This is a genomic window from Thauera sp. AutoDN2 (assembly GCF_051280715.1).
Lineage (GTDB): Bacteria > Pseudomonadota > Gammaproteobacteria > Burkholderiales > Rhodocyclaceae > Thauera.
The window spans coordinates 69,750-94,522 of record NZ_JBNCAR010000003.1 but is presented as its reverse complement, the minus strand read 5'-3'; the positions used below and the strand labels follow the sequence as shown (position 1 = coordinate 94,522).

Annotated in this window: 25 protein-coding genes; 13 read left to right on the top strand and 12 right to left on the bottom strand. The window is 67.0% G+C overall.

From position 1 onward, the window contains the following. Window positions 1-24 precede the first annotated feature (24 nt). The 3 genes from iscR to ACPT9U_RS03095 all read right to left on the bottom strand — a co-directional run bounded on the left by iscR (window position 25) and on the right by ACPT9U_RS03095 (window position 2,404). On the bottom strand, window positions 25-507 hold the full coding sequence (gene iscR, locus ACPT9U_RS03105; protein ID WP_418362714.1) for a Fe-S cluster assembly transcriptional regulator IscR: 483 nt from the start codon (window positions 505-507) through the stop codon (window positions 25-27). A 260-nt stretch (window positions 508-767) separates the two neighbouring features. After that, window positions 768-1,523 (bottom strand): serine O-acetyltransferase, encoded by a 756-nt coding sequence (gene cysE, locus ACPT9U_RS03100; RefSeq protein WP_418362713.1) that lies wholly within the window; start codon window positions 1,521-1,523, stop codon window positions 768-770. Window positions 1,524-1,666: 143 nt separating this feature from the next. Beyond that, on the bottom strand, window positions 1,667-2,404 hold the full coding sequence (locus ACPT9U_RS03095; protein ID WP_418362712.1) for an RNA methyltransferase: 738 nt from the start codon (window positions 2,402-2,404) through the stop codon (window positions 1,667-1,669). A gap of 133 nt (window positions 2,405-2,537) precedes the next feature. On the opposite strand from ACPT9U_RS03095, the gene ACPT9U_RS03090 reads away from it, so the two are divergent. From ACPT9U_RS03090 to ACPT9U_RS03070, 5 genes are all read left to right on the top strand, one after another. Then, window positions 2,538-3,350: an inositol monophosphatase family protein gene (locus ACPT9U_RS03090; protein ID WP_418362711.1), complete on the top strand. Its 813-nt coding sequence runs from the start codon at window positions 2,538-2,540 to the stop codon at window positions 3,348-3,350. Window positions 3,351-3,444: 94 nt separating this feature from the next. After that, window positions 3,445-6,051 (top strand): DNA mismatch repair protein MutS, encoded by a 2,607-nt coding sequence (gene mutS, locus ACPT9U_RS03085; protein ID WP_435749910.1) that lies wholly within the window; start codon window positions 3,445-3,447, stop codon window positions 6,049-6,051. After that, window positions 6,048-6,818 carry a fused MFS/spermidine synthase gene (locus tag ACPT9U_RS03080; RefSeq protein WP_418362710.1) on the top strand — a complete coding sequence of 257 codons (771 nt, stop codon included), beginning with the start codon at window positions 6,048-6,050 and terminating at the stop codon, window positions 6,816-6,818. Before mutS ends, ACPT9U_RS03080 begins: the two co-directional genes overlap by 4 nt. Before the next feature lie 82 nt (window positions 6,819-6,900). After that, window positions 6,901-7,098, top strand: coding sequence for a (Na+)-NQR maturation NqrM (nqrM, locus tag ACPT9U_RS03075; RefSeq protein WP_418362709.1), 198 nt, complete (start codon window positions 6,901-6,903; stop codon window positions 7,096-7,098). Between the two features lie 18 nt (window positions 7,099-7,116). Next, window positions 7,117-7,524 carry a CBS domain-containing protein gene (locus tag ACPT9U_RS03070; RefSeq protein WP_435749843.1) on the top strand — a complete coding sequence of 136 codons (408 nt, stop codon included), beginning with the start codon at window positions 7,117-7,119 and terminating at the stop codon, window positions 7,522-7,524. A gap of 24 nt (window positions 7,525-7,548) precedes the next feature. Here ACPT9U_RS03070 and dnaQ read toward each other — a convergent pair whose 3' ends face one another. From dnaQ to ACPT9U_RS03055, 3 genes are read right to left on the bottom strand one after another with little or no spacing between them, the layout of a single operon-like run. After that, window positions 7,549-8,274 (bottom strand): DNA polymerase III subunit epsilon, encoded by a 726-nt coding sequence (gene dnaQ, locus ACPT9U_RS03065; protein WP_418362707.1) that lies wholly within the window; start codon window positions 8,272-8,274, stop codon window positions 7,549-7,551. Between the two features lie 13 nt (window positions 8,275-8,287). Beyond that, on the bottom strand, window positions 8,288-8,746 hold the full coding sequence (rnhA, locus tag ACPT9U_RS03060) for a ribonuclease HI (RefSeq protein WP_418362706.1): 459 nt from the start codon (window positions 8,744-8,746) through the stop codon (window positions 8,288-8,290). A 2-nt stretch (window positions 8,747-8,748) separates the two neighbouring features. Beyond that, window positions 8,749-9,468, bottom strand: coding sequence for a class I SAM-dependent methyltransferase (locus ACPT9U_RS03055; RefSeq protein ID WP_435749842.1), 720 nt, complete (start codon window positions 9,466-9,468; stop codon window positions 8,749-8,751). Window positions 9,469-9,495: 27 nt separating this feature from the next. Here ACPT9U_RS03055 and gloB point away from each other — a divergent pair, with 27 nt between their 5' ends. Both gloB and ACPT9U_RS03045 read left to right on the top strand, forming a co-directional pair. Further along, entirely contained in the window at window positions 9,496-10,269 is a 774-nt protein-coding gene (gene gloB / locus ACPT9U_RS03050; protein WP_435749841.1) for a hydroxyacylglutathione hydrolase, read from the top strand. A gap of 7 nt (window positions 10,270-10,276) precedes the next feature. Next, window positions 10,277-11,773, top strand: a complete 1,497-nt coding sequence (locus tag ACPT9U_RS03045) for a transglycosylase SLT domain-containing protein (RefSeq protein WP_435749840.1) — start codon at window positions 10,277-10,279, stop codon at window positions 11,771-11,773. A gap of 23 nt (window positions 11,774-11,796) precedes the next feature. Here the strand turns inward: ACPT9U_RS03045 and ACPT9U_RS03040 are convergent, their stop codons facing one another. From ACPT9U_RS03040 to ACPT9U_RS03030, 3 genes are read right to left on the bottom strand one after another with little or no spacing between them, the layout of a single operon-like run. Beyond that, the gene (locus ACPT9U_RS03040) at window positions 11,797-13,875 is read right to left on the bottom strand and encodes an ABC transporter ATP-binding protein (RefSeq protein WP_435749839.1); all 2,079 of its coding nucleotides are present in this window, start codon (window positions 13,873-13,875) and stop codon (window positions 11,797-11,799) included. After that, complete coding sequence (locus ACPT9U_RS03035; RefSeq protein ID WP_418362701.1) at window positions 13,847-14,335, bottom strand: FKBP-type peptidyl-prolyl cis-trans isomerase; 489 nt, start codon at window positions 14,333-14,335, stop codon at window positions 13,847-13,849. Before ACPT9U_RS03035 ends, ACPT9U_RS03040 begins: the two co-directional genes overlap by 29 nt. Further along, complete coding sequence (locus ACPT9U_RS03030) at window positions 14,310-14,807, bottom strand: peroxiredoxin (RefSeq protein ID WP_418362700.1); 498 nt, start codon at window positions 14,805-14,807, stop codon at window positions 14,310-14,312. Before ACPT9U_RS03030 ends, ACPT9U_RS03035 begins: the two co-directional genes overlap by 26 nt. Before the next feature lie 192 nt (window positions 14,808-14,999). On the opposite strand from ACPT9U_RS03030, the gene ACPT9U_RS03025 reads away from it, so the two are divergent. From ACPT9U_RS03025 to ACPT9U_RS03005, 5 genes are all read left to right on the top strand, one after another. After that, window positions 15,000-15,215 (top strand): hypothetical protein, encoded by a 216-nt coding sequence (locus ACPT9U_RS03025; RefSeq protein ID WP_435749838.1) that lies wholly within the window; start codon window positions 15,000-15,002, stop codon window positions 15,213-15,215. A 1-nt stretch (window position 15,216) separates the two neighbouring features. After that, window positions 15,217-15,825, top strand: a complete 609-nt coding sequence (gene lexA / locus ACPT9U_RS03020) for a transcriptional repressor LexA (protein WP_435749836.1) — start codon at window positions 15,217-15,219, stop codon at window positions 15,823-15,825. A 25-nt stretch (window positions 15,826-15,850) separates the two neighbouring features. Further along, window positions 15,851-16,735 (top strand): translesion DNA synthesis-associated protein ImuA, encoded by an 885-nt coding sequence (gene imuA / locus ACPT9U_RS03015; RefSeq protein WP_435749835.1) that lies wholly within the window; start codon window positions 15,851-15,853, stop codon window positions 16,733-16,735. Further along, entirely contained in the window at window positions 16,636-18,219 is a 1,584-nt protein-coding gene (locus ACPT9U_RS03010; protein WP_435749834.1) for a Y-family DNA polymerase, read from the top strand. The genes imuA and ACPT9U_RS03010 overlap by 100 nt, the downstream gene beginning before the upstream one ends. A 201-nt stretch (window positions 18,220-18,420) precedes the next feature. After that, window positions 18,421-19,041 (top strand): hypothetical protein, encoded by a 621-nt coding sequence (locus tag ACPT9U_RS03005; RefSeq protein WP_435749833.1) that lies wholly within the window; start codon window positions 18,421-18,423, stop codon window positions 19,039-19,041. Between the two features lie 27 nt (window positions 19,042-19,068). Here ACPT9U_RS03005 and ACPT9U_RS03000 read toward each other — a convergent pair whose 3' ends face one another. The 3 genes from ACPT9U_RS03000 to ACPT9U_RS02990 are packed head-to-tail and all read right to left on the bottom strand — an operon-like array spanning window position 19,069 to window position 23,250. Next, the gene (locus ACPT9U_RS03000; protein WP_435749832.1) at window positions 19,069-20,862 is read right to left on the bottom strand and encodes a M61 family metallopeptidase; all 1,794 of its coding nucleotides are present in this window, start codon (window positions 20,860-20,862) and stop codon (window positions 19,069-19,071) included. Window positions 20,863-20,912: 50 nt separating this feature from the next. Next, entirely contained in the window at window positions 20,913-22,328 is a 1,416-nt protein-coding gene (gene radA / locus ACPT9U_RS02995; protein ID WP_435749831.1) for a DNA repair protein RadA, read from the bottom strand. Between the two features lie 4 nt (window positions 22,329-22,332). Then, complete coding sequence (locus tag ACPT9U_RS02990) at window positions 22,333-23,250, bottom strand: LysR family transcriptional regulator (RefSeq protein WP_435749830.1); 918 nt, start codon at window positions 23,248-23,250, stop codon at window positions 22,333-22,335. Window positions 23,251-23,485: 235 nt separating this feature from the next. Between ACPT9U_RS02990 and lplT the strand changes: the two genes are divergently transcribed. Next, window positions 23,486-24,736, top strand: coding sequence for a lysophospholipid transporter LplT (gene lplT / locus ACPT9U_RS02985; protein WP_435749829.1), 1,251 nt, complete (start codon window positions 23,486-23,488; stop codon window positions 24,734-24,736). Window positions 24,737-24,773 lie beyond the last annotated feature (37 nt).

The window sequence follows — 24,773 nt, the reverse complement described above, 5'->3', positions numbered from 1 at the left end:
GTCGTGAATGGATGCGGACTGCGCTCAGACCGCCGCGACCTGACGGGTGGCTGCCATGCTTCGGCGGTGCATGTTCTTGAGCACCGAGGTTTCGGAGTCCGGCAGGATGCGGCGATTCACCAGAGCGTCCAGGGTTACCGAATCCAGATAGGCGTACATGCGCTTGTTGAGATTCGCCCACAGGTCGTGCGTCATGCAGCGATGGGCGTCGTGACAGTTTTCCTTGCCGCCGCACTGGGTCGCGTCAAGCGGCTCATCCACCGCGACGATGATGTCAGCCACGGTGATCTCCGCCATGTCGCGCGCCAGCCGGTAGCCTCCCCCCGGGCCGCGCACGCTGCTCACCAGGTCGTGACGGCGCAGCTTGCCGAAAAGTTGTTCGAGATAGGAGAGCGAGATTTTCTGCCGGTCTGCAATACCGGCCAGCGTGACCGGCCCATCGGCTTCGCGCGAAGCCAGGTCGATCATCGCCGTAACGGCGAAGCGGCCCTTGGTCGTCAGTCTCATGCGTGCTCCTGAAATAAATCTGCTGGGGGCAAAAGCGGCAGGGAAATTCGAACAGCTAAAGTCGAACAGCCATAGCCGGGATGAAGCCGCAGAGGGCCCAAGATCAGCCGCGCACTGCGGCACAACCGTGTCCGCGCTCACTCCATCGAATACCCTACAATTTCGCTCGACTATACTTATCCCGACAAAAACGGTCAACTACTCAGCCGTCAGCCTGACCCGGTCCCTATGCGTCCAGACACCCGACAGTCGCCACCCGCCTAATCGACCATCTTCGACAGCCGACCTGCGTCGAAATCGTCACTCGCCTCGGCGACGTCATCCAGCTTGACACCCTGCGCCTCGAGGCGCGCGATGATGGCGTGCATGCGGCGGTCGGTTTCCACCGCATGATCCAGCAAACCATGCAAAGCCTTCGCAACCGGGTCGTCCATGTCGCGTGTGACACCGTAGGCGCTGAATCCGATCTCCTCCGCCTTCTGCTCGCGTGCAGCATCCCGCTCCGGATCGAGGATGCGTGCCGGGTTTCCCACCGCCGTAGCCCCGTCCGGCACCGGTTTCACCACCACCGCGTTCGAGCCGATCTTTGCCCCCTCGCCTACGGTGAAGCCGCCCAGCACCTTTGCCCCTGCACCGACCACGACGCCGCGACCGAGCGTGGGGTGACGCTTGGTACCGCGATACAGCGACGTCCCCCCAAGGGTCACGCCCTGGTAGATCGTGCAATCGTCCCCAATTTCAGCCGTCTCACCGATCACCACCCCCATGCCGTGGTCGATGAACACCCGCCGCCCGATCACTGCACCGGGATGGATCTCGATGCCCGTGAAGAAGCGCCCGACATGGCTGAGAAAGCGCCCGAGCCAATGCCAGCCCCGCTGCCATGCACCGTGTGCCAGGCGATGAAACATCAGGGCATGAATACCCGGATAACAGGTCAGCACCTCGAGCGTGGAGCGCGCGGCAGGATCGCGCTCGCGAACGCTGGCCAGATCTTCTCGAAGGCGGCTGAACATGATGGAGAAACTCCAGGATGGGACAAGAAAGCGTGCAGGGAGGTCGCACAGCGAGGGCTGCGCTGAATTTCCGACAATTTTAATCGACTATCGCAAGCGGCAGAAAGCCCCGTCTGCGCAGCGCACGGCATGCAGCCGGGTGCTCAGCCCCGCTTGCGCGGCGTCTCAAAGGTCGTGAGCATGCCGCGCAGCAGCGCGACCTCCTCGCGCTCGAGCCGTACTCGGTTAAAGAGTCGTCGCATGCGCGGCAACAAGCGCTTGGGCGTGGTGGGATCGTGGAAGCCGCTTGCGGTCACGGCACGTTCGAGATGCGCCATGAAACCCTCGAAATCGGCATGGGTCGCGGGCTCCGGCTGCGGATCTGCAGGCGCAGCCTCGGCACCGAGTACCGCCATCCGCAACTCATAGGCCAACACCTGCACGGCAGCCCCCAGATTGAGCGAAGAAAAGTCGGGATCGGTCGGGACCGTCACCGGCAGGCTGCACAGCGCGGCCTCCTCGTTGGTCAGGCCGCTGGTCTCGTTGCCGAACACCAGTGCAACCACGCCATCCTGCGTGCGCGAAACCAGCTCCAGCGCGGCATCCCTTGCCTGCTGGCGCGGGAGCGAAAGCTCGCGCCGACGTGCCGTCAGGGCGGCGGAAAACACGGTGTCGGCCAGCGCCTCCTGCAGGCTGCCGACCACGTGGGCCGATTCGAGCAGGTCCACGGCACCCGAGGCGCGGGCCGTGGCCACCTCATCCGGGAACGACTCCGGCGCCACCAGCCACAGGTCGCGCAGACCCATGGTCTTCATCGCGCGAGCGGCAGCGCCGATGTTTCCCGGGTGGCTGGTACGCGACAGGACAACACGGATACGGTCGAGCGCAAGGGGGCGATTCATATTAAAATTCCGCGTTTTCCGAATTTGCCGGGCTGCCTGCCCGGAACGTGAAGGCGATAAGACGGCAAGGCGTCCCTGACGCCCCGCGCGCTGCACGTCGCAGGCCCCGATTCTTTAACCGAGACCGATCCGCATGCATCCCACCCTGAACATCGCCGTCAAGGCCGCCCGTCGCGCCGCGTCCGTCATCAACCGCGCGGCGAACCAGCTCGACCTGCTGACCGTGCAGTCCAAGTCCCCCAACGATTTCGTCACCGAAGTGGACCGTGCCGCAGAGCAGGCCATCATCGAGGTGCTGCGCGACGCCTTCCCGGGGCACGGGATTCTAGCAGAGGAGTCCGGCGAGACCGGGCCGGCGAACGGTCAGGAAAGCGAGTTCAACTGGATCATCGATCCGCTCGACGGAACCACCAACTTCATTCACGGCTTCCCGCAGTATGCGATCTCGATCGCGCAGACGAAGAACGGCGTGCTGGAGCATGGCGTGGTCTACGATCCCAATACCAACGAACTCTTCACCGCCTCGCGCGGCAGCGGCGCTTTCCTTAACGACCGCCGCATCCGCGTCTCTCGTCGCACCCGCCTCAACGAAGCCCTGATCGGCACCGGCTTTCCTTTCCGCCAGTCCGACAACGTGGATGCCTACCTGGGCATGTTCAAGGAACTCACCCAGAAGACCGCCGGCATCCGCCGTCCGGGCGCTGCCTCGCTCGACCTCGCCTACGTAGCCGCCGGCCGTTTCGATGGCTTCTGGGAAATGGGTCTGTCGCCGTGGGACATGGCCGCTGGCGTGCTGCTGATTCAGGAAGCGGGTGGACTGGTGTCGGACCTGTCGGGCGAGGGCAACTACCTCACCTCCGGTAACGTGGTAGCCGCCACGCCGAAGATCTTCGGCCAGCTGCTGCCCATCATTCAGGCCTGGCGCCCGGCCAACATGCAGGCCTGAGGCCGTCTTGGCAGCGAGCAAGCGATCGCGCGGCGAAGCGGCTGCGCGCCCGGCCAGCCTGAGCGAGGCGGAGATTGCCGCCCACACCCCCATGATGCAGCAGTACCTCCGGATCAAGCAGCAGCATCCGGACACCCTGCTCTTCTACCGCATGGGCGATTTCTACGAGCTCTTCTTCGACGACGCCGAGAAGGCCGCGCGCCTGCTCGACATCACGCTCACCACCCGCGGCCAGTCGGGTGGCAAGCCGATCCGCATGGCAGGCGTGCCCTTCCACGCAGTCGAGCAGTACCTCGCGCGCCTGGTCAGGCTCGGCGAATCGGTGGTGATCGCTGAGCAGGTCGGTGAGCCGGGCGCAACCAAGGGACCGATGGAGCGTGCGGTGAGCCGCATCGTCACCCCCGGCACGCTGACCGACGCCGCGCTGCTCGATGACCGCCGCGATTCCCTGCTGCTCGCCGCCAGCCTGCACCGCGGCGTGCTCGGGCTGGCATGGCTGAACCTCGCCAACGGCGACTTCCGCCTCATGCAGTGCCCGTCGGACGCGCTGCAGGCGCAGTTCGAGCGCCTGCGTCCGGCCGAGGTGCTGGTGCCCGACGGCCTCGCCCTGCCGCTCCTCGACGCGCTCGCCCCCGCGCAGCGCCGGCTGGCAGACTGGCAGTTCGACGCCGAGACCGGCACGCGCCTGCTCACCACCCACTTCGGCACCCGCGACCTCGCCGGCTTCGGCGTCGAGGACCTGCCGGTGGCGCTCGGCGCCGCCGCGGCCCTGTACGATTACGCCCAGGCCACCCAGCGCCAGACGCTCGCCCACGTCACCAGCCTCGTCGTCGAGCGCGAATCGGAGACCTTGCGTCTGGACGCCGCCACCCGGCGCAACCTGGAACTCACCGAGACCCTGCGCGGCGAGCCCTCGCCCACCCTGCTCTCTCTGCTCGACACCTGCGTGACCAGCATGGGCTCGCGCTGGCTGCGCCATGCGCTGCACCACCCGCTGCGCGACCGCACCGAACCCGCCGCGCGCCATGCCGCGGTGGCGGAACTCGTGGGTACGGTCGAAAGCGAGATGAGCGAGCACACGGACGCAGCCGCCGGTGGGTTCGCGCTGGCCGGGCGCGACGGCCGCGTCGCCTTCGCCGTGCGCGGCGCGCTGCGTGGCGTGGCCGACGTCGACCGCATCACCGCCCGCATCGCGCTGCGCAGCGCCCGCCCGCGCGACCTCTCCGCGCTGCGCGAGAGCCTGCTGCGGCTGCCCGAGCTCGCCGCCGCGCTCGCCCCCTGCCGCGCGCCGCTGCTCGCCGAGATCGTCGGCGCGCTCGCCATCGCCCCCGAGCCGCTCGCGCTGCTGCAGCAGGCCATCGCCGCCGAACCCGCCGCCATGGTGCGCGACGGCGGTGTGATCGCCCCCGGCTTCGATGCCGAGCTCGACGAGCTTCGCGGCATCCAGACCAACTGCGGCGAGTTCCTGATGGCGCTGGAGGCGCGCGAGCGCGAGCGCAGCGGCATCCCCGGGCTCAAGGTCGAGTTCAACAAGGTGCACGGCTTCTACATCGAGGTCAGCCGCGCCAACGCCGACAAGGTGCCCGACGACTACCGCCGCCGCCAGACGCTGAAGAACGCCGAGCGCTACATCACGCCCGAGCTCAAGGCCTTCGAGGACAAGGCGCTGTCGGCCAACGAGCGTGCGCTGGCACGTGAAAAGCTCCTCTTCGACCAAGTGCTGGACGTGCTCGCCGCACACATCCCGGCGCTGCAGCGCATCGCGCGCGCGCTGGCCCTGCTCGACGGTCTCGCGGCGCTGGCCGAGGCCGCACTGCGCTACGGCTACGTGCAGCCGCGCTTCGTCGACACGCCGGGCCTGAACATCGTCGGCGGCCGTCATCCGGTGGTCGAGCGCCAGGTCGAGAGCTTCATCCGCAACGACGCGCGCCTGGCCGCCACGCGCCGCATGCTGATGATCACCGGCCCCAACATGGGCGGCAAATCGACCTTCATGCGCCAGGTCGCGCTCATCTGCCTGCTCGCCCACGTCGGCAGCTTCGTGCCCGCGGATGCAGCAGAGCTCGGCCCGCTGGATGCCATCTTCACCCGCATCGGTGCATCCGACGACCTCGCCTCCGGGCGCTCGACCTTCATGGTCGAGATGACTGAGGCGGCTGCCATCCTGCACGGCGCCACCGAACGCAGCCTGGTGCTGATGGACGAGATCGGCCGCGGCACCTCGACCTTCGACGGCCTCGCGCTCGCCTTCGCGATCGCCCGCCACCTGCTGGAGAAGTCGCGCGCGCTGACGCTGTTCGCCACGCACTACTTCGAGCTCACCCGGCTCAACGCCGACTACCCCGAGTGCGCGAATGTGCACCTGGACGCGGTCGAGCACGGCCACCGCATCGTCTTCCTGCACGCGCTGGAGGAAGGCCCGGCGAGCCAGAGCTACGGCATCGAGGTCGCCGCGCTCGCCGGCATCCCGGCCGCGGTGATCCGCGACGCCAAGCGGCGACTGCGCGCGCTGGAGAACCGCGAGATCGAGGCCGGCCCGCAGGCCGACCTCTTCGCCGCGCTGCCTGAACCGGAGGACGCGCCGCTGTCGCACCCGGTGCTCACCGAGCTCGCCGACATCGACCCGGACGCGCTCACCCCGCGCGAGGCGCTCGAGCGCCTCTACGCCCTCAAGCGCCTGGCCGGAGACCACAACGCATGAACCCGCCAATCGAGATCTCCGAAGAAGCCGGCGTGCGCTACCTGCACTTCGGCTCCGACTGGATCCAGGGCGCGATGCGCATCCGCAAGCCGCATGCGCTCGAGCTCGCCTACACCCGCGAGATGATGGCCGGACTGCTGCTGCGCGACGGTCTCGCCGCCGACGGCGCGCACTGGCCGCGCAAGGTGCTGATCATCGGCCTGGGCGCGGCCTCGCTGGCGCGCTTCGTGCATCACCACCTGCCGCAGGCGAAGATCCGCGTGGTCGAGATCGCGCCCGCGGTGGTCGCCGCGGCGCGCCAGTTCTTCAAGCTGCCGGCGGAGGACGCGCGCTTCTCGGTGCACATCGGCTGCGGTGCACAGTTCGTGCTCGAGCACGACGAAGCGTGGGACTACGTGCTCGTTGACGGCTTCGACCGCAACGCGCGCGCGGGCGTGCTCGACACCGAGCCCTTCCACCAGGCAGTGCGGGCGCGGCTGTCGAAGCGAGGCATCATGGCGGTGAACCTCTTCGGTCGTTCGCGCGGTTACAAGGCGAGCCTCGAGCGCATCGTGCGCGCCTTCGATGATCGCGCGCTTGCCTTTCCGTCCTGCGACAGCGGCAACGTCGTGGCTTTCGGCGCCGATGGAGAGCCCATCGAGCGCAGCATCGAAGACCTGCGGGAACGCGCACGAACGCTCAAGGCCGAGACGGGACTGGACCTGCTTCCTACCGTCACCCGTCTGGAGGCATCGAGCGCCTTGCCCGGTGGCGTACTGCGACTGTAAAACGTGGCCATAAACGCCTCGCGCGCGTTATTGTCCACCTCAACGTCGGGTCGCGAGGCCCTGTGCAAAGAGGATTGAACGCATGAACACCTTCCTGATCGCCTTCGTCGTGATCGGCATCGTGATCGGTGCCATGGCCATTGGCGTCATGTTCGGACGCAAGCCCATTGCAGGCAGTTGCGGTGGGCTGGGTGCGAGCGGTGGCGCTTGCGGCTGCAGCAACCCGTGTTCGAAGCGCCAGGCTCGCCTCGACGCGGCCCAAACCGAAGAACAACACTGATTCCACTCAGGAGAAAGCATGCTCAGTTCCCTGCTTGTCAAGGACTACATGGTGGGTGACCACCTCGCCTTCAAATCCGATACCAACCTGCTCAAGGCGGTGCACACCCTGCTCAAGCATGGCCTGAGCGGCGCGCCCGTAGTGGATGACAACAGTCGCCTGATCGGCTTTCTGTCGGAGAAGGACTGCCTGAAGGCTGCGCTTGATGCCTCCTACTTCCGACGCGAGGAAGGCACGGTGCAGGACTTCATGAGTCGCGACGTCACTTCGATCTCGGGCGATGCCAGCCTGATCGACGCGATCCAGCTGTTCCTGAGCAAGCACTACCGCTGCCTGCCGGTATGCGAAGGATCGCGTCTGGTGGGCCAGATTTCGCGCCGCGACATCCTCAGAGGCCTCGAGAAGGTGCGCAACGAGGAGCGCTGAGCGCCCTCGCGTGACGGCGCTGTTTCAAGCGGCGGGCGACGCCTGTTCTGCGGGCGGCAACCACAGGCATACGCCCTTGTTTGCCTTGGCGATCGCATCGAGGACCTCGGCGTGCGCCTTCAGTTCGTCCTCGGTCGCACGCAACACCTTGAGCGCCGGGCGCACGGCCGGTGCGCCGCCCGCATCGGACTCCGGCATCGGCACTTCGTCTTCGAGCCCGATCATCAGGCTCTCCTGGCCGCGGGTCATCGCCAGATACACCTCGGCGAGCAACTCGGCGTCCAGCAGCGCGCCGTGCAACTCGCGGTGCGCATTGTCGACCTCGTAGCGATCGCACAGCGCATCGAGCGAAGCTTTCTTGCCCGGATTCTGCTCCTTGGCCATCTTGAGCGTGTCGACCACACCCGCGCATAGCGCGGCGAGCTTTCCACGCCCGAGCAGGTCCAGTTCGCAGTCGAGGAAGCCGACGTCGAAGCTCGCGTTGTGGATCACCAGTTCGGCGTCGCGGACGAAGTCCTCGAACTCGGCGACGATATCGGCGAACTTGGGCTTGTCGGCGAGAAACTCCTCGGTGATGCCATGCACCGCGACGGCCTCCGCGTCGATGCTCCGCCCCGGGTTGATATACACGTGATAGTGACGCCCGGTGAGGCTGCGGTTGAGCAATTCGACGCAGCCGATCTCGATGACGCGATCTCCGTTACGCCAGTCCAGGCCAGTGGTTTCAGTGTCGAGTACGATCTGTCGCATTCCCGCTCTCCGTTCAGCCCTGCGCCGACGCGCCATTCCGGCGCACCGCATCGACGCCCCGCCGCGCCAGCGCATCGGCCCGTTCGTTCTCGGGATGGCCCGAGTGGCCGCGCACCCAAAGCCATTTCACTTGGTGGCGGGCCGCCGCCGCATCCAATGCACGCCACAGGTCTGCGTTCTTCACCGGCTCCTTGGAAGCCGTCTTCCAGCCGCGCGCCTTCCAGCCGTGAATCCACTCGGAGATTCCCTTCTGCACGTACTGGCTGTCGGTGTGGACCCGCGCCGTGACCGGGCGCTTGAGCGCATCCAGTGCCCGGATCACCGCAAGCAGCTCCATGCGGTTGTTCGTGGTGTCCGGCTCGCCCCCCCAGATCTCCTTCTCGTGCGGACCCGAACGCAGGATCGCACCCCAGCCGCCCGGCCCTGGATTGCCGCTGCAGGCGCCGTCGGTGTAGATATCCACTTCTTCCATGTCTAAAGCAATGTCCTCGTGCTCCCGTCGCGCTGCGCAACGGGAGAAAGCCGTTTCGTACTTGCCTTGCGGCCTCGCCAATGAGGGGTGATCAGCCGCATGCCTTGCACCCGCTTCACCCCATGCACCATATAGCCCGCGCCCAACACGGGCCACCAGCGCGCACCGGCCCGGTCCAGGCAGCGCCAGCGCGGGTTGCGTAGCGGCGGTGCGTAACAACCGAAGGCGTTGTGCTGAATCTCGAAACCCAGCAAACCGAGCCAATCGCGGATCTGCATCACCGTGCGATAGCGCCCCCGCCACGGAGATTCGGCACCGGCCCGTGCCATCATCCTGCGCAGCCCCCAAAGGCTAAGCGGGTTCAGCCCGGTCACGATCACGCTGCCTTCCGGAACCAGCACACGCTCCACTTCACGCAGGATTGTGTGCGCATGGGGGGAGAACTCGAGCACATGCGGCAGCACCACCAGATCCACACTGCCACTCGCGAGGGGAAGCGCATGAGGCTGCGCAAGCACGTCCGCTCCCGCGTCGGTGGCACAGCAGCGTACGCGCTGCGGCATGCGATTCGCCCGCAGGAGATCGATGCCCGGCAGGCCGACCTGCACCGCGTAGTAGCCGAAGAGGTCCGCCAGGCACTGGTCCAGCACCGACTGCTCCCAGTCGAGCAGGTACCGCCCCTGCGGCGTCTGCAGCCATTCCTCGAGCCGGAGGATTGACATCGTCACTCAGGTCCTCACAATTCGCGGATGCACATTATCCCTCTTCCTGCCTTCCGCGATAACTACATCTGGCTGATGCACGACGGCCGTCATGCGGCGGTGGTCGACCCGGGCGATGCCGCCCCGGTTGAAGAGGCCCTGCAGCGCCTCGGCCTGTCGCTCTCGGCGATCTTCATCACCCACCACCACGCCGACCATATCGGCGGTCTTGCCAGGCTCCTCTCCGCGTGGCAGGTGCCGGTCCATGGACCAGCGGCCGAGGCGATCACGGGCGTGAGCCACCCGGTCGCCGAGGGCGACGAGATCCACCTGGTCCACCCGGCCGCGCGCTTCCGCGTGCTCGGGGTCCCCGCGCACACCGCTGGTCACGTCGCTTACCTGAGCATGGACATCGAACCCGGCGTGGTGTTCTGCGGCGACACGCTTTTTTCGGCTGGCTGCGGGCGCCTCTTCGAGGGCACGCCGGCCCAGTTGGGTGCTGCACTCGCACGACTTGCCGCGCTGCCCGCCGAGACGCGCGTCTGCGCCGCCCACGAATACACCCTGTCCAATCTTGCGTTTGCACGCGCCGCCGAGCCGGACAACCCTGCCCGCGACCGGCACGCCGAACACTGTCAAGCGCTGCGGGCCCGCGGCGAACCGACCCTGCCGAGCACGATCGGGCTCGAGCGCGAGATCAATCCCTTCTTGCGCTGCGACCGCCCCGGCATTCTCTCCGCGGTGCAGGCCCACAGCGGCGTCCGGCCCGCCGATGCGCAAGCCTGTCTTGCCGCCTTGCGCGCCTGGAAGGATCAGTTCTGAACCGCACATGAAGCCAAAGGATGCCCTCCATGGCCGGGGGCCGATGACCCTGTCCGCCCTGCTGCGTGCCATCGCACTTGTGCTCTCCGCCGCCCTCTGCCTTCATGCCACCGCCAGCGGTGCGCAAGCCGGGGCGCAGGCCGCGCAGCCTGCCCAGGCCATCCACCCGCAGCGCACCGATCTGCAGGCCGCCGACCCACAGCCCCCCGGTGCGCAGACACCGGATGCAGCCGGGGCCTTGCCCACCCCCATGGCGCCCGCAGCCGACCTTTCTACTGCATCGGCTACGACTGGTCAGCGCGCTGCGCTTTTGCCGCCCGTCACGGCCGCGCGCGTGCTCACCCTCGACCTGACCCGCGACGCCAACGACATCTGGGACCGCATCCGGCGCGGCTTCGGCATGCCGGACCTGGACAGCCCGCGCGTCATGGAACAGCAGAGTTTTTACCTGAACCGTCCCCGCTTCCTGAAGCAGGTGTTCGAACGGGGCGGACGTTACCTCTACTACATCGTCGACGAACTCGAACGGCGCGGCATGCCGACCGAGATCGCCCTGCTGCCGATGATCGAGAGCAGCTATAACCCGATGGCCTACTCACGCGCGCATGCCTCTGGGCTCTGGCAGTTCATCCCATCCACCGGTCAGCATTACAACCTCGCGCAGAACCACTGGATCGACGAGCGTCGCGACGTCATCGCCTCCACCAATGCAGCCCTCGACTACCTGCAGCGCATCTACGACATGCATGGCGACTGGCACCTCGCGCTTGCCTCGTACAACTGGGGAGAAGGCTCGGTGCAGCGCGCCCTCAAGCGCAATGCCGAAGAGGGACTGCCGCTCGAGTACAAGCACCTGCGCATGCCGGAAGAGACGCAGAAATACATCCCCAAGCTGCAGGCCATCAAGAACATCGTCGCGCAACCAGAACTGTTCCACTTCGAGTTGCCTTATGTCGCCAACGAGCTGCACTTCGTCAGCGTGGATGCGCCGATCGGCGTCGATCTGGCTACTGCAGCGCGGCTGTCCGACATGCCGCTGGACGAATTCCTGGCCCTGAACCCGGGCTTCAATCGCCCGGCCGTCACCCTGCCGGGACAGAGCTTTGTCGTGCCGGCCGACCGTGCCAGTCAATTGCAGGAAGGGCTGGCCGAACTCGACGAGGAGGACGGGAGCTGGCGCATTCATCGTCTGGCCAAGGGTGAAACCCTGCAGGCACTGGCGGCACGGCATGGCATCAGCCATGCCCAGCTGCTCAAGCTCAACGGCCTTGCCCCAGGAAGCCAGCCCGCTCCGGGCTACGCGCTGTTGGTACCGGACGGCGTCGATCCGGACGGGGCCCTGGAAGTGGTCAGCCTGTTGCCCCTGCGTGCAGCCCTCGTTCGCCCGCAGGGACTGAAGCTGAACGCCCCCTCCAAGAAGGGAGGCGCCACCGGGCTCAAGTCGCCCCGCTCGCAGCCACGCAACACGGCAAGGTCGGGCGCCAAGCGCAAGGCGGCGCGCTGACACACGGCTGCGCGGAGCGCCGTTCAGACCCGGGTTTGCGGCTGGGTTTGCGGCCAATGACAGCGCACACGGTGTCCGTGCCCAAGTTCTGTCGTGCCGGGATAACTTGCGCGGCAAACGTCGCTCGCCAGCGGGCAACGCGGATGAAAATGACAACCCGCGGGCGGGTTCAAGGGCGACGGCAGCTCGATCATCTGCGCGGCACGGGCTGCATGCTCCTCCTCGGCAGAAGCATCGCCCCTCTCCTCCTCTTCGCCCAGCCGTGGCACCGCTGCCAGAAGCGCCCGGGTATAGGGATGGGCGCTCGCGCCAAGCACGCGTGCGAGTGGCCCCTCTTCCACGATCCGGCCGAGGTACATCACCGCGACGTCGTCGGCCAGGTACTCGACCACCGCGAGATTGTGTGTGATGAACAGGTAGGCCAATTGCTGCTCGTGCTGAAGGGCACGCATCAGGTTGAGCAGTTGCGCCTGGACCGACACGTCGAGTGCACTCGTCGGCTCGTCACACACGATCACTCGCGGAGAAACCGCCAGCGCCCTCGCTACGGCGATGCGCTGACGCTGCCCGCCGGAGAACTCGTGCGGATAGCGCCAGCGCATGTCGCCCGAAAGTCCCACGCGCTCGAGCAGTTCCGCGACGCGCACCTGACATGTATTGGGGTCGGTCTCGACACCCAGCGCCTGTAGCCCCTCCGCGATGATCTCGCCCACCCGCATGCGTGGGTTCAGCGAAGCGAACGGATCCTGGAACACCATCTGTACCGCCCCCCTGAGCGCATGCAGCGCCTGCCGCGGTAAGGCCGAATAGGCCTCGCCATCCAGCAGCAGGTTGCCGGCGCTGGGCTCGATCAAGCGCAGGATCGCCTTGCCCACTGTGGTCTTGCCGCACCCCGACTCGCCCACCAGGGCCAGGGTGCGCCCCGGCATCAGCCTCAGGCTGACGCCGTCAACCGCTCGCACGTAGCCCACCGGGCGCTGGAGCAGTCCCTTGCGCACCGGAAAATGCACCGCCAGATCGCGCACCTCGAGCACCGCCTGGGAACCCCCCGAGCGCGCCTCCGGCACGCCCACTGCAACCTGCATCTCGAGCGCGCGCGGCACGCTCACCCCTTCGTACAGGTGGCAGCGCACCGCCTGCACACCCACGTGGTGCCACGCCGGCGACTCCTCGTCGCAACGGTCGAAAGCCATGGGACAGCGCTCGGCGAAACGGCAGCCCACGAAGCTGCGATCGAGCGGCGGCACGCTGCCCGCAGGCGCGTCGAGCGGGCTGCCGCGCTTCTCGGTGCCGGGCAGCGCGGCAAAGAGCTTGCGCGAATAGGGGTGAAGTGGCGCGGTGAAGAAATCGGCCCGCGCTCCGGTTTCCACGACCTGGCCGGCGTACATCACGCCGACCCTGTGCGCCATGCGCGCCACCACGCCCAGATCGTGCGTGATCAGCAGCATGGCCATGCCTTCGCGCCGCTGGATGTCGGCGAGCAGATCGAGCACCTGCGCCTGGATGGTGACATCGAGCGCCGTGGTCGGCTCGTCAGCGATCAGCAGGCGCGGCCGGCCGGCCAGCGCCATCGCGATCATCACGCGCTGCTTCATGCCGCCGGAGAACTGGAAGGGATATTCCCGCAGCCGCCGCGCGGGGTCGGGAATACCCACCGCCTCGAGCAGCCTGCAGGCTTCCTCGCGCGCCGCCTCGCCGCGCAGGCCGTGCGCCGCGAGCGCCTCGACGATCTGCGCGCCCACGCTCATCACCGGATTGAGGCTGGTGGCGGGCTCCTGGAAGATCATGCCGATGCGCCCGCCGCGCACCTTGCGCATCGCCGCCTCGGGCAGCGCGAGCAGGTTCTCTCCGCCCAGACGGACGCTGCCACCCGCAATGCGCCCGCCATCGGGGAGCAGGCGGGTCAGCGCCAGTGCCGTCATGGACTTGCCGCAGCCGGACTCGCCCAGCAGGGCGAGCGTTTCTCCGCTGCGGATCTCGAGGTCGACGCCGTCGACAGGACGAATCTCGCCGCCGGCGCGCGCAATCTCCACGCTCAGGCCGGCGACCTGAAGCAGTGGAGATTCGGCGATATCAGTGGTGGTGATGTCCGCCCGGACCATGAACGTGGCCGTGGGAGAGCTCCTCGGCGCTGGCCGCCCGCACTTCAGCGACAGTGATGTCGAATACCAGCGCCACACCGGCCAGCGGGTGGTTTCCATCGACCACGACCTTGCCGTCGGCGATGTCGGTGATGCGGTAGACCATGTCTTCCTCGCCGTCGTCCGAGACGCGCTCGAAGCTCATGCCCACCTCGATGTTGTCCGGGAAGAGCTTGGCGTCCTCGACCAGGACCAGCTCCTCGTCGTAGTCGCCGAAGGCATCCTCGGGCTGCAGCTTGACCTGCAGTTGCTCACCGAGCTTCCGGCCATGCAGCGCTTCTTCAAGCACCGGGAAGATGCCGTCGTAGCCGCCATGCAGATACACCAGCGGGTGCTGCCCGTCGTCGATGACGCTGCCTTCCGGATCGCGCACGGTGTACTGTAGCGTGACCACGCTATTTTTTACGATTTCGTTTTGCATTTCGGGGTTCCAGTTCCTTGACCAGTTCGAAAACCGCGGCGGCGTGGCCACGGGGTGTCACATCGTAGAGCGCGTGGCGAATGCAGCCTTCCTTGTCGATGATGAAGGTCGATCGCCGCACACCCATCTTCTTCACGCCGTCGACTTCCCGTTCCTGCCAGACACCGTAGAGACGGCACGCCTCGGTATCCGCATCGGAGAGCAGACGGATCGACAAACCTTCCTGGTCACGAAACTCGGCGTGCGTCAGACAATCGTCCGGACTCACGCCGACCACGATGCAGTCGAAAAGGGCGAACTCGTCCTCGTGGTCGCTGAAATCTGCGGCCTGGAGCGTGCAGCCCGGGGTCTTGTCGCGGGGGTAGAAGTAAAGAACGACATGATGCTTGCCGACCTCCGACGCGAGGTCGAAAATTTCCATGTCGGCATCAGGCAACGTAAAGGCGGGGGCGGTATCTCCGCTTTTGAGCATGTGTTCTCCGTGATGAGGGGCGGATTCTAGCCGAGAGCCCCGGCCAACACTACCGACGCTGGCCAGGACAGCTTCCGGAAACTGCGCCAGCCGGGCAGGCAGACGCGTCCCTTGTCGTATGGTTCGTTTCGGTGCGCACCTGCAGCCACGCCCGAGACTGAAGCAATAGCCCATATCGGGCGCAGGCTCAAGATGCAGCGCATCATTGCCTCGAACAGCCAGGAGAACCGCACCATGCCGAAAGCCGCCCCGCACCGTTCTTTCCAGAACCTGCCCGAGACCATGCATGCGATGGTGCTGGACCACCCGGGGGGCTGGAATTGCGCCCACTGCGGTTTCTGGTTTCTGCCTTACCGCTTGCTCTCGGCGCACAACTGTTTAAAATTACAGCCATCCATTGGAGGCTGACATGAGCGCCCGTAGCGAAAACCTTACCGCACGCCAGCAGGAAATCCTCGACTTCATCCGTGCCACCGTCGAATCCGAGGGCCGCCCGCCCACGCGCGCCGAAGTGTGCACCGCCTTCGGCTTCCGCTCGCCCAACGCCGCCGAGACCCATCTGCGCGCACTCGCCGCCAAGGGCGCCATCCTGCTCGAGGAAGGCCGCGCCCGCGGCATCCGCCTCGCCGAGGCGCTCGGACTGCCACTGGTTGGGCGGGTTGCCGCGGGCAGTCCAATCCTCGCCGCCGAGCATGTCGAAGCGCGCTTCCAGCTCGACCCTACCCTCTTCTCGCCAAAGGCCGACTACCTGCTGCGCGTGCGCGGCATGAGCATGCGCGATGCCGGCATCCTCGACGGCGACCTCATCGCCGTGCACCGCAGTACCGAGGCGCGCAACGGCCAGATCGTGGTCGCCCGCGTCGACGACGACGTCACGGTCAAAACCTTGCAGCGCAAGGGCCCGGTGGTCGAACTCCTGCCGGCAAACCCGGACTACACGCCCATCGTCGTCGACACCCGCCAGGCGCCCGTGGTGATCGAAGGCATCATGGTCGGGCTGATCCGCAAGGATCACTGACGTCGATTCCGATGGCGCGACCACCATGGCCATCCCGCTTCGCCACGCCGGGGACGCGCCGCAGCATGCCTCCCTGCCTGCGCCCCCCTCTGTGCGCCCTTCTGCATCCTCGCCCCTTTCCCTGTCCGCCGGCACGGATGCGCTCGCCAATGCGCTCGCCAAGCTGCCGGCCGGCAGTGTCTGGCAAGCAAACCAGCTTGCACAGGGGCGGGCACGGGTGCTTCCGAGCGGCTTCGCCGAGCTTGATGCGGCGCTGCCGGGTGGCGGCTGGCCAGCCGGCGCGCTGATCGAACTGCTGTGCAACCGCCCCGGCGTCGGGGAGCTCTCCCTGCTCCTGCCCCTGTTGCGCCGCGTGACACAGACCCAATGGGTGATCTGGATTGCTCCGCCCCTGCTGCCTTACGCCCCTGCACTGGCACACGCAGGCGTACCCCTGTCACGCCTGCTGCTGGTGCGCACCCGCAGCCGCCAGAATCTGCTCTGGGCCGCACGCCAGGCGACCGCTTCGGGCAACTGCGCATGCGTGCTTGCATGGGCCCTGCAGGGAGATAACACCGCACTCAGACGCCTGCAACTCGCAGCCGAGGAAAGCGCCACCCCCATTTTTCTTTTTCGTCCGCACAGCACGGCGCAGCATTCATCGCCCGCGCCACTGCGCCTGGCGCTTGCCGCACATGATCAGGGCCTGCAGATCCATGTGCTCAAGCGGCGTGGCCCGCCTCTCGCGGAGCCGTTGTTGTTGAACCTGCATGCCGCCGGCGGGCCGGAGCCGCCTGCCGCCGCTCCGATCACCGGGACCGCACCTGAAGCATGGGCGAACGAGACACCTGGGAACGGGCCGCCCCGGGCTACCGCAGGGTCGCCGGGGGTGGCTGCCCCCACTTCACCCCCCCTGACCCTGGTCCGCTGAGCCTGCGCGCCATGCTGTGGCTCGCCATCGTACTGCCCGAGTTGCCCTTGCAGGTCTTCACCCGCGCCATGTCCTCGCCGCAGCCGCTCGCAGTCGCCTCTCCGCCCCCGCGTGCGCAGCTGATCGCCGCGAATGCCCCTGCGCGTGCGCTCGGCATCGTGCCGGGGCTACGCCCGGCCAGTGCGCTGAGCCTGCTTCCCGTGCTTTCGCTGCGCGCGCGCGCGCCGGCACGCGAGCGTGCCGCGCTGGAAGAGATCGCCCTCTGGGCTGCACGCTTCACCCCACGCATCAGCCTGGCACCACCGGATGCTGTGCTGCTCGAGGTGTCCACAACACTACGCCTGTTCGGCGGTACGCACCGGATCGCGCACGAACTGGAGCAGGCACTGCGCACGCTCGGGTTCGAGGCACGGCTCGCCTGTGCGCCAACGCCTCTCGCCGCCCACTGGTTCGCCCGCAGCGCCGCAGGCCGGCTGGATGCGGACGATGAGCAGGAGGACTGGCTCCGGCACCTGGACGAGCTCCCCCCGAGCGTGCTCGCGGACAGCGGCTGCGACGCCGAGACCTGCGAGCTTCTCGCCGGTCTCGGCATGCAGACCCTCGGCCAGGTGCAAACACTGCCTGCCGCAGGACTGGCCCGTCGCCAGGCGCAAGCGGTCAGCGAAGCGCTCGCACGCGCACGCGGCACACTCGCCGACCTGCGCCCCTGGTTCGACCCCCCGCAGGGTTTCGACCATGCGCTGACGCTCCCGGCGCCGACGCACCATGCCGAAGCGCTGCATTTCGCCGCCCGGAGGCTGTTCGCCAGCCTTGCCGCATGGCTGCAGGCGCGCCATGCCGCCCTCGACGCCTGCACCCTGAGCCTGGAGTACGAGCACGAACCGACCACCGTGCTCGAACTTCTTTTCGGCCAGCCGTCGGCGGACGCCCAGCGTTTTGCGCTGATCGCACGCGAACGCCTTGCCTCGCTGCCCCTGCCCGCCGAGGTCTGCGCACTGCGTGTGCGGGCAGATCGCACCATGCAAGCCAGTACACCCAGCGGCGACCTGTTTGGTGACACCGGACAGGAGGCGGCAGACGCCTTTCTGCTCCTCGCCCGACTGCGCGCACGCTTGGGCGATTCCGGCGTACTCCGGCTGGGCACCCGGCCCGAGCACCGCCCGGAGGCAGCCCTGCAGGTGCACGTGCCGGATCGCGCCCACTCCGCCCGGGAGCCGGTTCCCGCATACCGCGCCACGGCGCACCTGCCCCCCGCTGCACACGCGCGTGAGCGTCCGCTGTGGTTGCTGCCCGTACCGCGCCCGATCCTCGCGGAGCGGTTCACTCTGCTCGGCTGCGCAGAGCGCATCGAAACAGGCTGGTGGGACGGCCAGCCTGTGCGCAGGGACTATTACCGCGCGCGCGACCCCGGGCATGTGCTGTGCTGGATTTTCAGCGATCTGGATCGGGGCGGGCGTTGGTTCCTGCATGGATACTTCGCATGAGCCCCTACAAGGCCTCAACCCCGGCATCCACGGCCAGAATCCGCTCCGCAAAAGCGCCCGCGCACGGAAAGCGCGCCCACGTACGCCGCACCCAGGTAGTACACTGCGTCCAAAACTGCGTCCACAAGCAGGCGCTTGCGCCTGCCTGAATCCCCCAACCACCCGAGCCCCTGCCTCTCCACAGCGCCCCGCTGCTCTGCCATGTCCCAACGCCCCTCAGCTTCCCTCGATACCCCCGCATCCAACCCGTCGTCCCCGGGCGGCGCTTTCTCCGGCACAGCGCTGCCGAGCGCGCATCCGCCCGGCGATGTGGCGCGCAGGCGTGCATTCTTCAGCCTGCTTGTCAGCTTCGTGGCGCTGCCCGCATCCTGGCTCCTGTTCTCCCAGCTCGAACGCCTGTGGCCCGAGATCGTGCAACTCGAAGGCATCCCTTTCCTCGCCGCAGCCACCCTGCTGGGCGCCACCATGGCGATCGGCCCCCTCGCGGTGGTGATCGGTCTGCTGCTGGCCGTGTGGTTCGGCGTGCGCAGCGTCTACAGCGCGCGCAGTCGTCCTTCCCCCGGACTCGACCGGCTGATCATCGCAGCCGCACTGCTGGTCTGGTTCTCGCCAGCGCTGGCGGCGGTATATAAGGCGGCGCATGCGCTCGCCACCGGCAGCATCCATTTCGTCCGCCCGCCGCGGGACTACTTCCTTGCCACCGATCCGATTGCCTACTGGCAGGGTGTGGGCTTCTGGCTGATCATGGCGGGCCTGTTCGGGTTTCTTGCCTGGCGCTACTGGCGTGGCAAGCTGTTCACCCGCTCTGCCGCCGAGCCCTGAGCCCCCCACGCCCGGCACCCGCCACGCTCAGCTGCCCAGCCAGCCCCGGCGTAGCGCGACGGCCGCCGCGCCAGCCCTGGGCGTCAGTGAGAGCACATACTTGTCCGCAGGCGCTTCGCCCAGTTCGAGCGTGAACGCCATCAGCTCGTCCCGCCGGAACACGTGCAGCCTCGCCTTCTCCCCCGCTAGGCGGCGCACCAGCAGGTCGTCCAGTGCCTTGGCACTGGCGATGCGAATCCCGTCCAGCGCAAGCAGCACGTCGCCCGCCGATACCCCCGCCGCCTGCGCCGCACCGTCGTCGTACACGCTCGCCACTCTTGGCTCGCCCGCCCCCGGGGCCAGTTTCAGGCCCAGCACCGGCGCCGCGCCCGCAGGCGTCGCCTCGAGCACCACGCCCATGGATTTGAGCAGCTTGGCCAGGGGCAGATCCTCGCAGCCCTCCACCGCCTGCCGCAGCCAGCGCGCCAGCCGCGTGCCGAGTCCTTCGCCGCCGACCTCGCGCACCGCGGCAAAGATGCCGTCCTCGGGTACGCCCACGCCCGTGCAGCCATGGCGCTGCCACAGCAGGCGCATGACGTCGTCCAGACTGCAGCGACCCGCGCTTCCGGCACGTAGCTGCACGTCGAGCGCGAGCGCGATCAAGGCGCCCTTGGCGTAGTAGCTGACGATCGCGTTGGGCGCGTTCTCGTCCTGGCGGTAATACTTCGTCCACGCATCGAAGGAGGACTCGGCAACGCTCTGCTTGAGCCGGCCGCTGCCACGCATCACCGCGGAGAGGTTCTTGCCCAGCAGGGCCAGGTAGTCGTCCACCCCGATCACGCCGCTACGCACCAGCGCCAGGTCGTCATAGTAGGAAGTGAAGCCTTCGAAGGCCCACAGCAGACGGGTATGATTCTCGCGCGTCAGATCGTAGGGAGTGAACGCTGCCGGCTTGATGCGCTTCACGTTCCAGGTGTGGAAATACTCGTGGCTGCACAGACCCAGAAAGCTCTTGTAGCCATCGGGCAGGCCTTCCATGCCCTTCCACGGCAGGTCGGCCCGGCTGCATAGCAGCGCAGTGGAGGCACGGTGTTCGAGCCCGCCATAACCCTCGCCCACCACCATGACCAGGAACGCATAGTACGTCACCGGCGCAGGTGCGCCGAACAGCTCGATCTGCCAGGCGCAGATGCGCGCCAGATCGCTGCACAGGCGTTCGACGTCGCAATCCTGCCGCCCGGTAAGCGCAATCTCGTGTGTCACCCCGCCGGCTTCGAAGTGCGCCCGCGCGAAACGGCCCATCTCCACAGGGTGATCGATCAATGCATCGTAGTCCGGGGCAACAAAACGCCCGAAATCGCAGCGCCCGGTGGATACGCCCTCTGCAGGCGGCAGCGTGGTGATGAGGGCCCAGTCCGCGTACTGCACGCCCTCCGGGCGATCGATCGTGACGGCGCAGGGCGCATCGGTGCGTCCTTCCACCGCGAGGAAGACGCTCGTGCCGTTGAAGAAGCCGTGCGTCGTATCCAGGTGGGCGGTACGCACCGAAAGATCCCAGGCGTAGATCTCGCACCGCACCGCCAGCTTCTTCACCCCGCGCAAGGCTGGCGTGCGCCAGCTGTGTTTGTCGACCTTTTCCAGCACGCAGGGCTTGTCATCGGCCAGCGCCTCGATGCGGACGATGTTGCGCGCAAACTCTCGGATCATGTAGCTGCCCGGAATCCACGCCGGCAGGCTGAAGCCCTGCCCGCCGGGATCGGGCTCCAACACCGTGCAGCTCACCTCGAACAGGTGCGCGCCGGGCCTGGACGGACGGATGCGGTACTCGACGGGAGGTTTCATGAGGACGCTCTTGGGACCGCACGGGTGACCGGCGGGTTACACCGGAGGGTTCATTCAAGGGTGCGCAGGGCTTCGAGCGCCTCTTCCACACGCCCGACCGGAATCACCGCCATGCCTTCGATCGGTTGTTTCGGCGCGTTTGCACGCGGCACGATCGCGGTGTCGAAACCGAGCTTGGCGGCTTCCTTGAGACGCTCCTGTCCGCGCGGCGCAGGGCGGATCTCGCCGGCAAGACCCACCTCGCCAAACACTGCAAGGCCGCGCTTGAGCGGGCGATCGCGCAGGGAAGAGACGATCGCGAAAAGGATCGCGAGGTCGGCGGCCGGCTCGGTGATCTTGACGCCCCCCACCGCATTGACGAACACGTCCTGATCGAAGCACACCACGCCTGCATGGCGGTGCATGACCGCGAGCAGCATGGCCAGCCGGTTCTGCTCCAGGCCCACCGACAGGCGCCGCGGGTTGGGACTCTGCGAGGAATCGACCAGGGCCTGCACCTCCACCAGCAGCGGGCGGGTTCCTTCCTGGGTGATCAGCACACAACTGCCGGCGACCTGCTGCGCGTGCTGCGACAGGAAGATGGCCGAGGGGTTGGAGACGCCGCGCAGGCCACGCTCGGTCATGGCGAACACACCGAGTTCGTTGACCGCGCCGAAGCGGTTCTTGAAGGCACGGATCAGGCGGAAGCTGGAGTGCGTGTCGCCCTCGAAGTACAGCACGGTGTCCACGATGTGCTCAAGCACCCGCGGACCGGCGAGCGTACCGTCCTTCGTGACGTGGCCGACGAGGATCAGGCTGGTGCCGCTCTGCTTTGCGAAGCGGGTGAGCTGGGCGGCGCATTCGCGCACCTGGGCGACCGAGCCCGGTGCCGACTGCAGGGCTTCGGAGTAGACGGTCTGGATGGAGTCGATCACCGCCACCCGTGGGCGTGCTTCGCGCAGGGTGTGGAGGATGCGTTCGAGATTGATCTCGGCGAGCATCTGCAGCGGCGTCGCCGCAAGCTGCAGGCGCTGGGCGCGCAACGCGACCTGCTCACCGGACTCCTCACCACTGACATACACCACGCCTGAACCCTGCTTTGCAGGGGATGCACCGGCGCCCGGCGCCGCAGCCATACCCGCCAAGTTGGCGAGGGCCTGCAGCAGCAGGGTCGATTTACCAATGCCTGGGTCGCCCCCGATCAGCACCACGCCACCGGAAACCAGGCCGCCGCCGAGCACACGGTCGAACTCGTCCAGGCCGGTAGCCTGGCGCGGCTCTTCGCGCGGCTCGAGCATCGAGAGCACCTGCAGCCGACTGGTTTCACCGGCCAGGGCGGCAAAGCGGCTGCCCGCAGCCGGCGCCGCCGGTTCGAGCACGGTTTCGACCATGGTGTTCCAGGCCTGGCACTGCGGGCACTGCCCCTGCCAGCGTACGGTCTGCGCACCGCACTCGGTGCACACGAAAGCCGTCTTGCTGCGTGCCAAAGACTCAGCCCTCGCCGCGCTCGCGGGCCATACGCGCGAACTCCTCGCACACGAAGTCGGCAAAGGCGTTGATCAGCCTCGAGCGGAACTTGTCACGCGGCAGGATGACTTCGAGCGGGGTGTATAGGCGCGGCTTGAGCGGGATGGCCACCAGCCGCCCTTCTTCCACATCGCGCAGGATCGCGCGCCGCGAGGCGATCGCGAAACCCAGCCCAGCCGCCGCGAGCTGCTTCACGGTCGCCAGGCTGCCAAGCTCGGCGCACAGCGTGATCTCGCTGCCCGCGATCCCGGCCGCTTCGAAGAACTCATCCGCGATCTGACGAATGCCATTACCCGGATCCCGGTCGATGAAGGGATGCCCGACCAGATCCTTGGCCGTCAGTTCGGCGAACTTCGCCAGCGCATGGTCGGGCCTGCAGATGACCAGCAGCTCATCGCGCGCGGCACTGCGGCGCTCGATGGTGTTCTGCTCGGTGGCGATCTCAATGAGACCGATGTCGAGATCACGCGCCGCGACGCGGTCCTCCGTCAGTTTCGAGGTACCCACCACCACCCGCGGCAAAACCCCCGGGTAACGCCGCTTGAATCCCTCGAGCAGTTCCGGCAGCCAGTACGCGGCAATGGTCGTGCTGGTGCCGATCTTGAGCTGGCCGGCCAGTTCGTCTGTCAGTTCCGACACCCGGGAATCGAGCTCCGCCGACAAGCCGAGGATGCGCTCTGCGTAGGCAAGCACCAACTCTCCTGCCGGCGTCAAGGTGATCTTTCCATGGCCGCGATCCAGCAGGCGGGTATCGAAGTGCTCCTCGAGCTGCTTGATCTGGAAAGTGACGGCGGGCTGCGTCATGTGGAGATGCTCGGCTGCGCGCGTGAACGAGCCGTGCTTTGCCACCGCGTGGAATACCTGAAGTCTGCGATCTGCCATGGTGTGTATAAGAATGACTTATTTCGCGAATTAAAGCACAAAGCGGTCCTTTCGGGGGACTCACAGCACCCCGTAAGGCCGCGTCCACGGTACGGATCCGCCCTGCCTCCGACACGCATGGCATACACGCCGCGTAGCGCCTGCGAGAGCGTGCTCCGCCGCCTTGCGCGCAGTCATCACTCTGTACCGGCGTTCGTGATATAACCCGCGCTCCAGTCCCGTGATCCGATCACCGATGCCGCTCGGTTTCTACATCATCATGGCGGCGCAGTTCTTCTCCGCGCTGGCCGACAACGCCTTGCTGATCATCGCGATCGCCATGCTGCGGGACATGGCTGCCCCCTCTGAATTCGAGCCGCTGCTCAAGCTGTTCTTCACCCTCTCCTACGTGCTGCTCGCAGCCTTCGTCGGCGCATTCGCCGACTCGATGCCGAAATGGCGGGTGATGCTGATCAGCAACACGATCAAGATCGGCGGTTGCCTGCTGCTCTTTCTCGGCACGCATCCGCTTTTTGCCTACGCGATCATCGGCCTGGGCGCGGCATCCTACTCCCCGGCGAAATACGGCATCCTCACCGAATACCTGCCGCACCGGCTGCTGGTCGTGGCCAACGGCTGGATCGAGGGACTGACCGTGGCAGCCATCATCGCCGGCACGGTGCTCGGCGGCATCATGATCCGCGAGGACGTGGCCGGCCTGCTTGGCGGGCTGGGCCTGCCGTTCGCCCACACGCCATTCGCGGCCGCAGTGCTGTTCGTGGGCACGTTATACCTGCTCGCGGCGGCATTCAATTTCTACATCCCGGACACCGGCGTCGATCACAAGCCGCTCAAGCGCAATCCCCTTTACCTGATCCACGACTTCAACCATTGCCTGCGCCTGCTCTGGCGCGACAAGCTGGGCCAGATCTCGCTTGCGGTGACGACGCTGTTCTGGGGCGCAGGCGCGACCCTGCAATTCATCGTGATCAAGTGGGCCGAACACAACCTCGGCCTGAACCTCTCGCAAGCATCGATGCTGCAAGGCGTGGTCGCGCTAGGCGTGGCCACCGGCTCGGTGCTTGCAGCACGCTACGTCTCGCTGCGTCGCTCGGTGCAGGTGATCCCGCTCGGCATCGCTATGGGCGTGGTGGTGATGAGCATGATCGGCGTCACCGAGGCCTGGATCGCGATGGCGCTGATGGTCGTGGTTGGCGGACTGGCGGGATTCTTCGTCGTGCCCATGAATGCACTGCTGCAGCACCGCGGCCACATCCTGATGGGTGCGGGCCACTCGATCGCGGTGCAGAACTTCAACGAGAACCTGTCGATCCTGGTCATGACCGGCACCTACGCGCTGCTGATCATGTCGGGCCTTTCGATCAACACCGTGATCGTCATGTTCGGGGCCTTCGTCGCTGGAACGATGCTGCTGGTGATGCGCAGGCACGACGCCAATCAGCGCGAATTCGACAACGTCGCCCTGCTCGAGGACCGCACGCACTGAGCACCCCACTCCGCTCAAGCGCCGGCTGAACTTCTTC

Bases quoted from the DNA above. Each gene is read 5' to 3' on its own strand.
- iscR (WP_418362714.1), bottom strand. From the start codon at position 507: ATGAGACTGACGACCAAGGGCCGCTTCGCCGTTACGGCGATGATCGAC.
- cysE (WP_418362713.1), bottom strand. From the start codon at position 1,523: ATGTTCAGCCGCCTTCGAGAAGATCTGGCCAGCGTTCGCGAGCGCGAT.
- ACPT9U_RS03095 (WP_418362712.1), bottom strand. From the start codon at position 2,404: ATGAATCGCCCCCTTGCGCTCGACCGTATCCGTGTTGTCCTGTCGCGT.
- ACPT9U_RS03090 (WP_418362711.1), top strand. From the start codon at position 2,538: ATGCATCCCACCCTGAACATCGCCGTCAAGGCCGCCCGTCGCGCCGCG.
- mutS (WP_435749910.1), top strand. From the start codon at position 3,445: ATGCAGCAGTACCTCCGGATCAAGCAGCAGCATCCGGACACCCTGCTC.
- ACPT9U_RS03080 (WP_418362710.1), top strand. From the start codon at position 6,048: ATGAACCCGCCAATCGAGATCTCCGAAGAAGCCGGCGTGCGCTACCTG.
- nqrM (WP_418362709.1), top strand. From the start codon at position 6,901: ATGAACACCTTCCTGATCGCCTTCGTCGTGATCGGCATCGTGATCGGT.
- ACPT9U_RS03070 (WP_435749843.1), top strand. From the start codon at position 7,117: ATGCTCAGTTCCCTGCTTGTCAAGGACTACATGGTGGGTGACCACCTC.
- dnaQ (WP_418362707.1), bottom strand. From the start codon at position 8,274: ATGCGACAGATCGTACTCGACACTGAAACCACTGGCCTGGACTGGCGT.
- rnhA (WP_418362706.1), bottom strand. From the start codon at position 8,746: ATGGAAGAAGTGGATATCTACACCGACGGCGCCTGCAGCGGCAATCCA.
- ACPT9U_RS03055 (WP_435749842.1), bottom strand. From the start codon at position 9,468: ATGTCAATCCTCCGGCTCGAGGAATGGCTGCAGACGCCGCAGGGGCGG.
- gloB (WP_435749841.1), top strand. From the start codon at position 9,496: ATGCACATTATCCCTCTTCCTGCCTTCCGCGATAACTACATCTGGCTG.
- ACPT9U_RS03045 (WP_435749840.1), top strand. From the start codon at position 10,277: ATGAAGCCAAAGGATGCCCTCCATGGCCGGGGGCCGATGACCCTGTCC.
- ACPT9U_RS03040 (WP_435749839.1), bottom strand. From the start codon at position 13,875: ATGGTCCGGGCGGACATCACCACCACTGATATCGCCGAATCTCCACTG.
- ACPT9U_RS03035 (WP_418362701.1), bottom strand. From the start codon at position 14,335: ATGCAAAACGAAATCGTAAAAAATAGCGTGGTCACGCTACAGTACACC.
- ACPT9U_RS03030 (WP_418362700.1), bottom strand. From the start codon at position 14,807: ATGCTCAAAAGCGGAGATACCGCCCCCGCCTTTACGTTGCCTGATGCC.
- ACPT9U_RS03025 (WP_435749838.1), top strand. From the start codon at position 15,000: ATGCAGCGCATCATTGCCTCGAACAGCCAGGAGAACCGCACCATGCCG.
- lexA (WP_435749836.1), top strand. From the start codon at position 15,217: ATGAGCGCCCGTAGCGAAAACCTTACCGCACGCCAGCAGGAAATCCTC.
- imuA (WP_435749835.1), top strand. From the start codon at position 15,851: ATGGCCATCCCGCTTCGCCACGCCGGGGACGCGCCGCAGCATGCCTCC.
- ACPT9U_RS03010 (WP_435749834.1), top strand. From the start codon at position 16,636: ATGGGCGAACGAGACACCTGGGAACGGGCCGCCCCGGGCTACCGCAGG.
- ACPT9U_RS03005 (WP_435749833.1), top strand. From the start codon at position 18,421: ATGTCCCAACGCCCCTCAGCTTCCCTCGATACCCCCGCATCCAACCCG.
- ACPT9U_RS03000 (WP_435749832.1), bottom strand. From the start codon at position 20,862: ATGAAACCTCCCGTCGAGTACCGCATCCGTCCGTCCAGGCCCGGCGCG.
- ACPT9U_RS02990 (WP_435749830.1), bottom strand. From the start codon at position 23,250: ATGGCAGATCGCAGACTTCAGGTATTCCACGCGGTGGCAAAGCACGGC.
- lplT (WP_435749829.1), top strand. From the start codon at position 23,486: ATGCCGCTCGGTTTCTACATCATCATGGCGGCGCAGTTCTTCTCCGCG.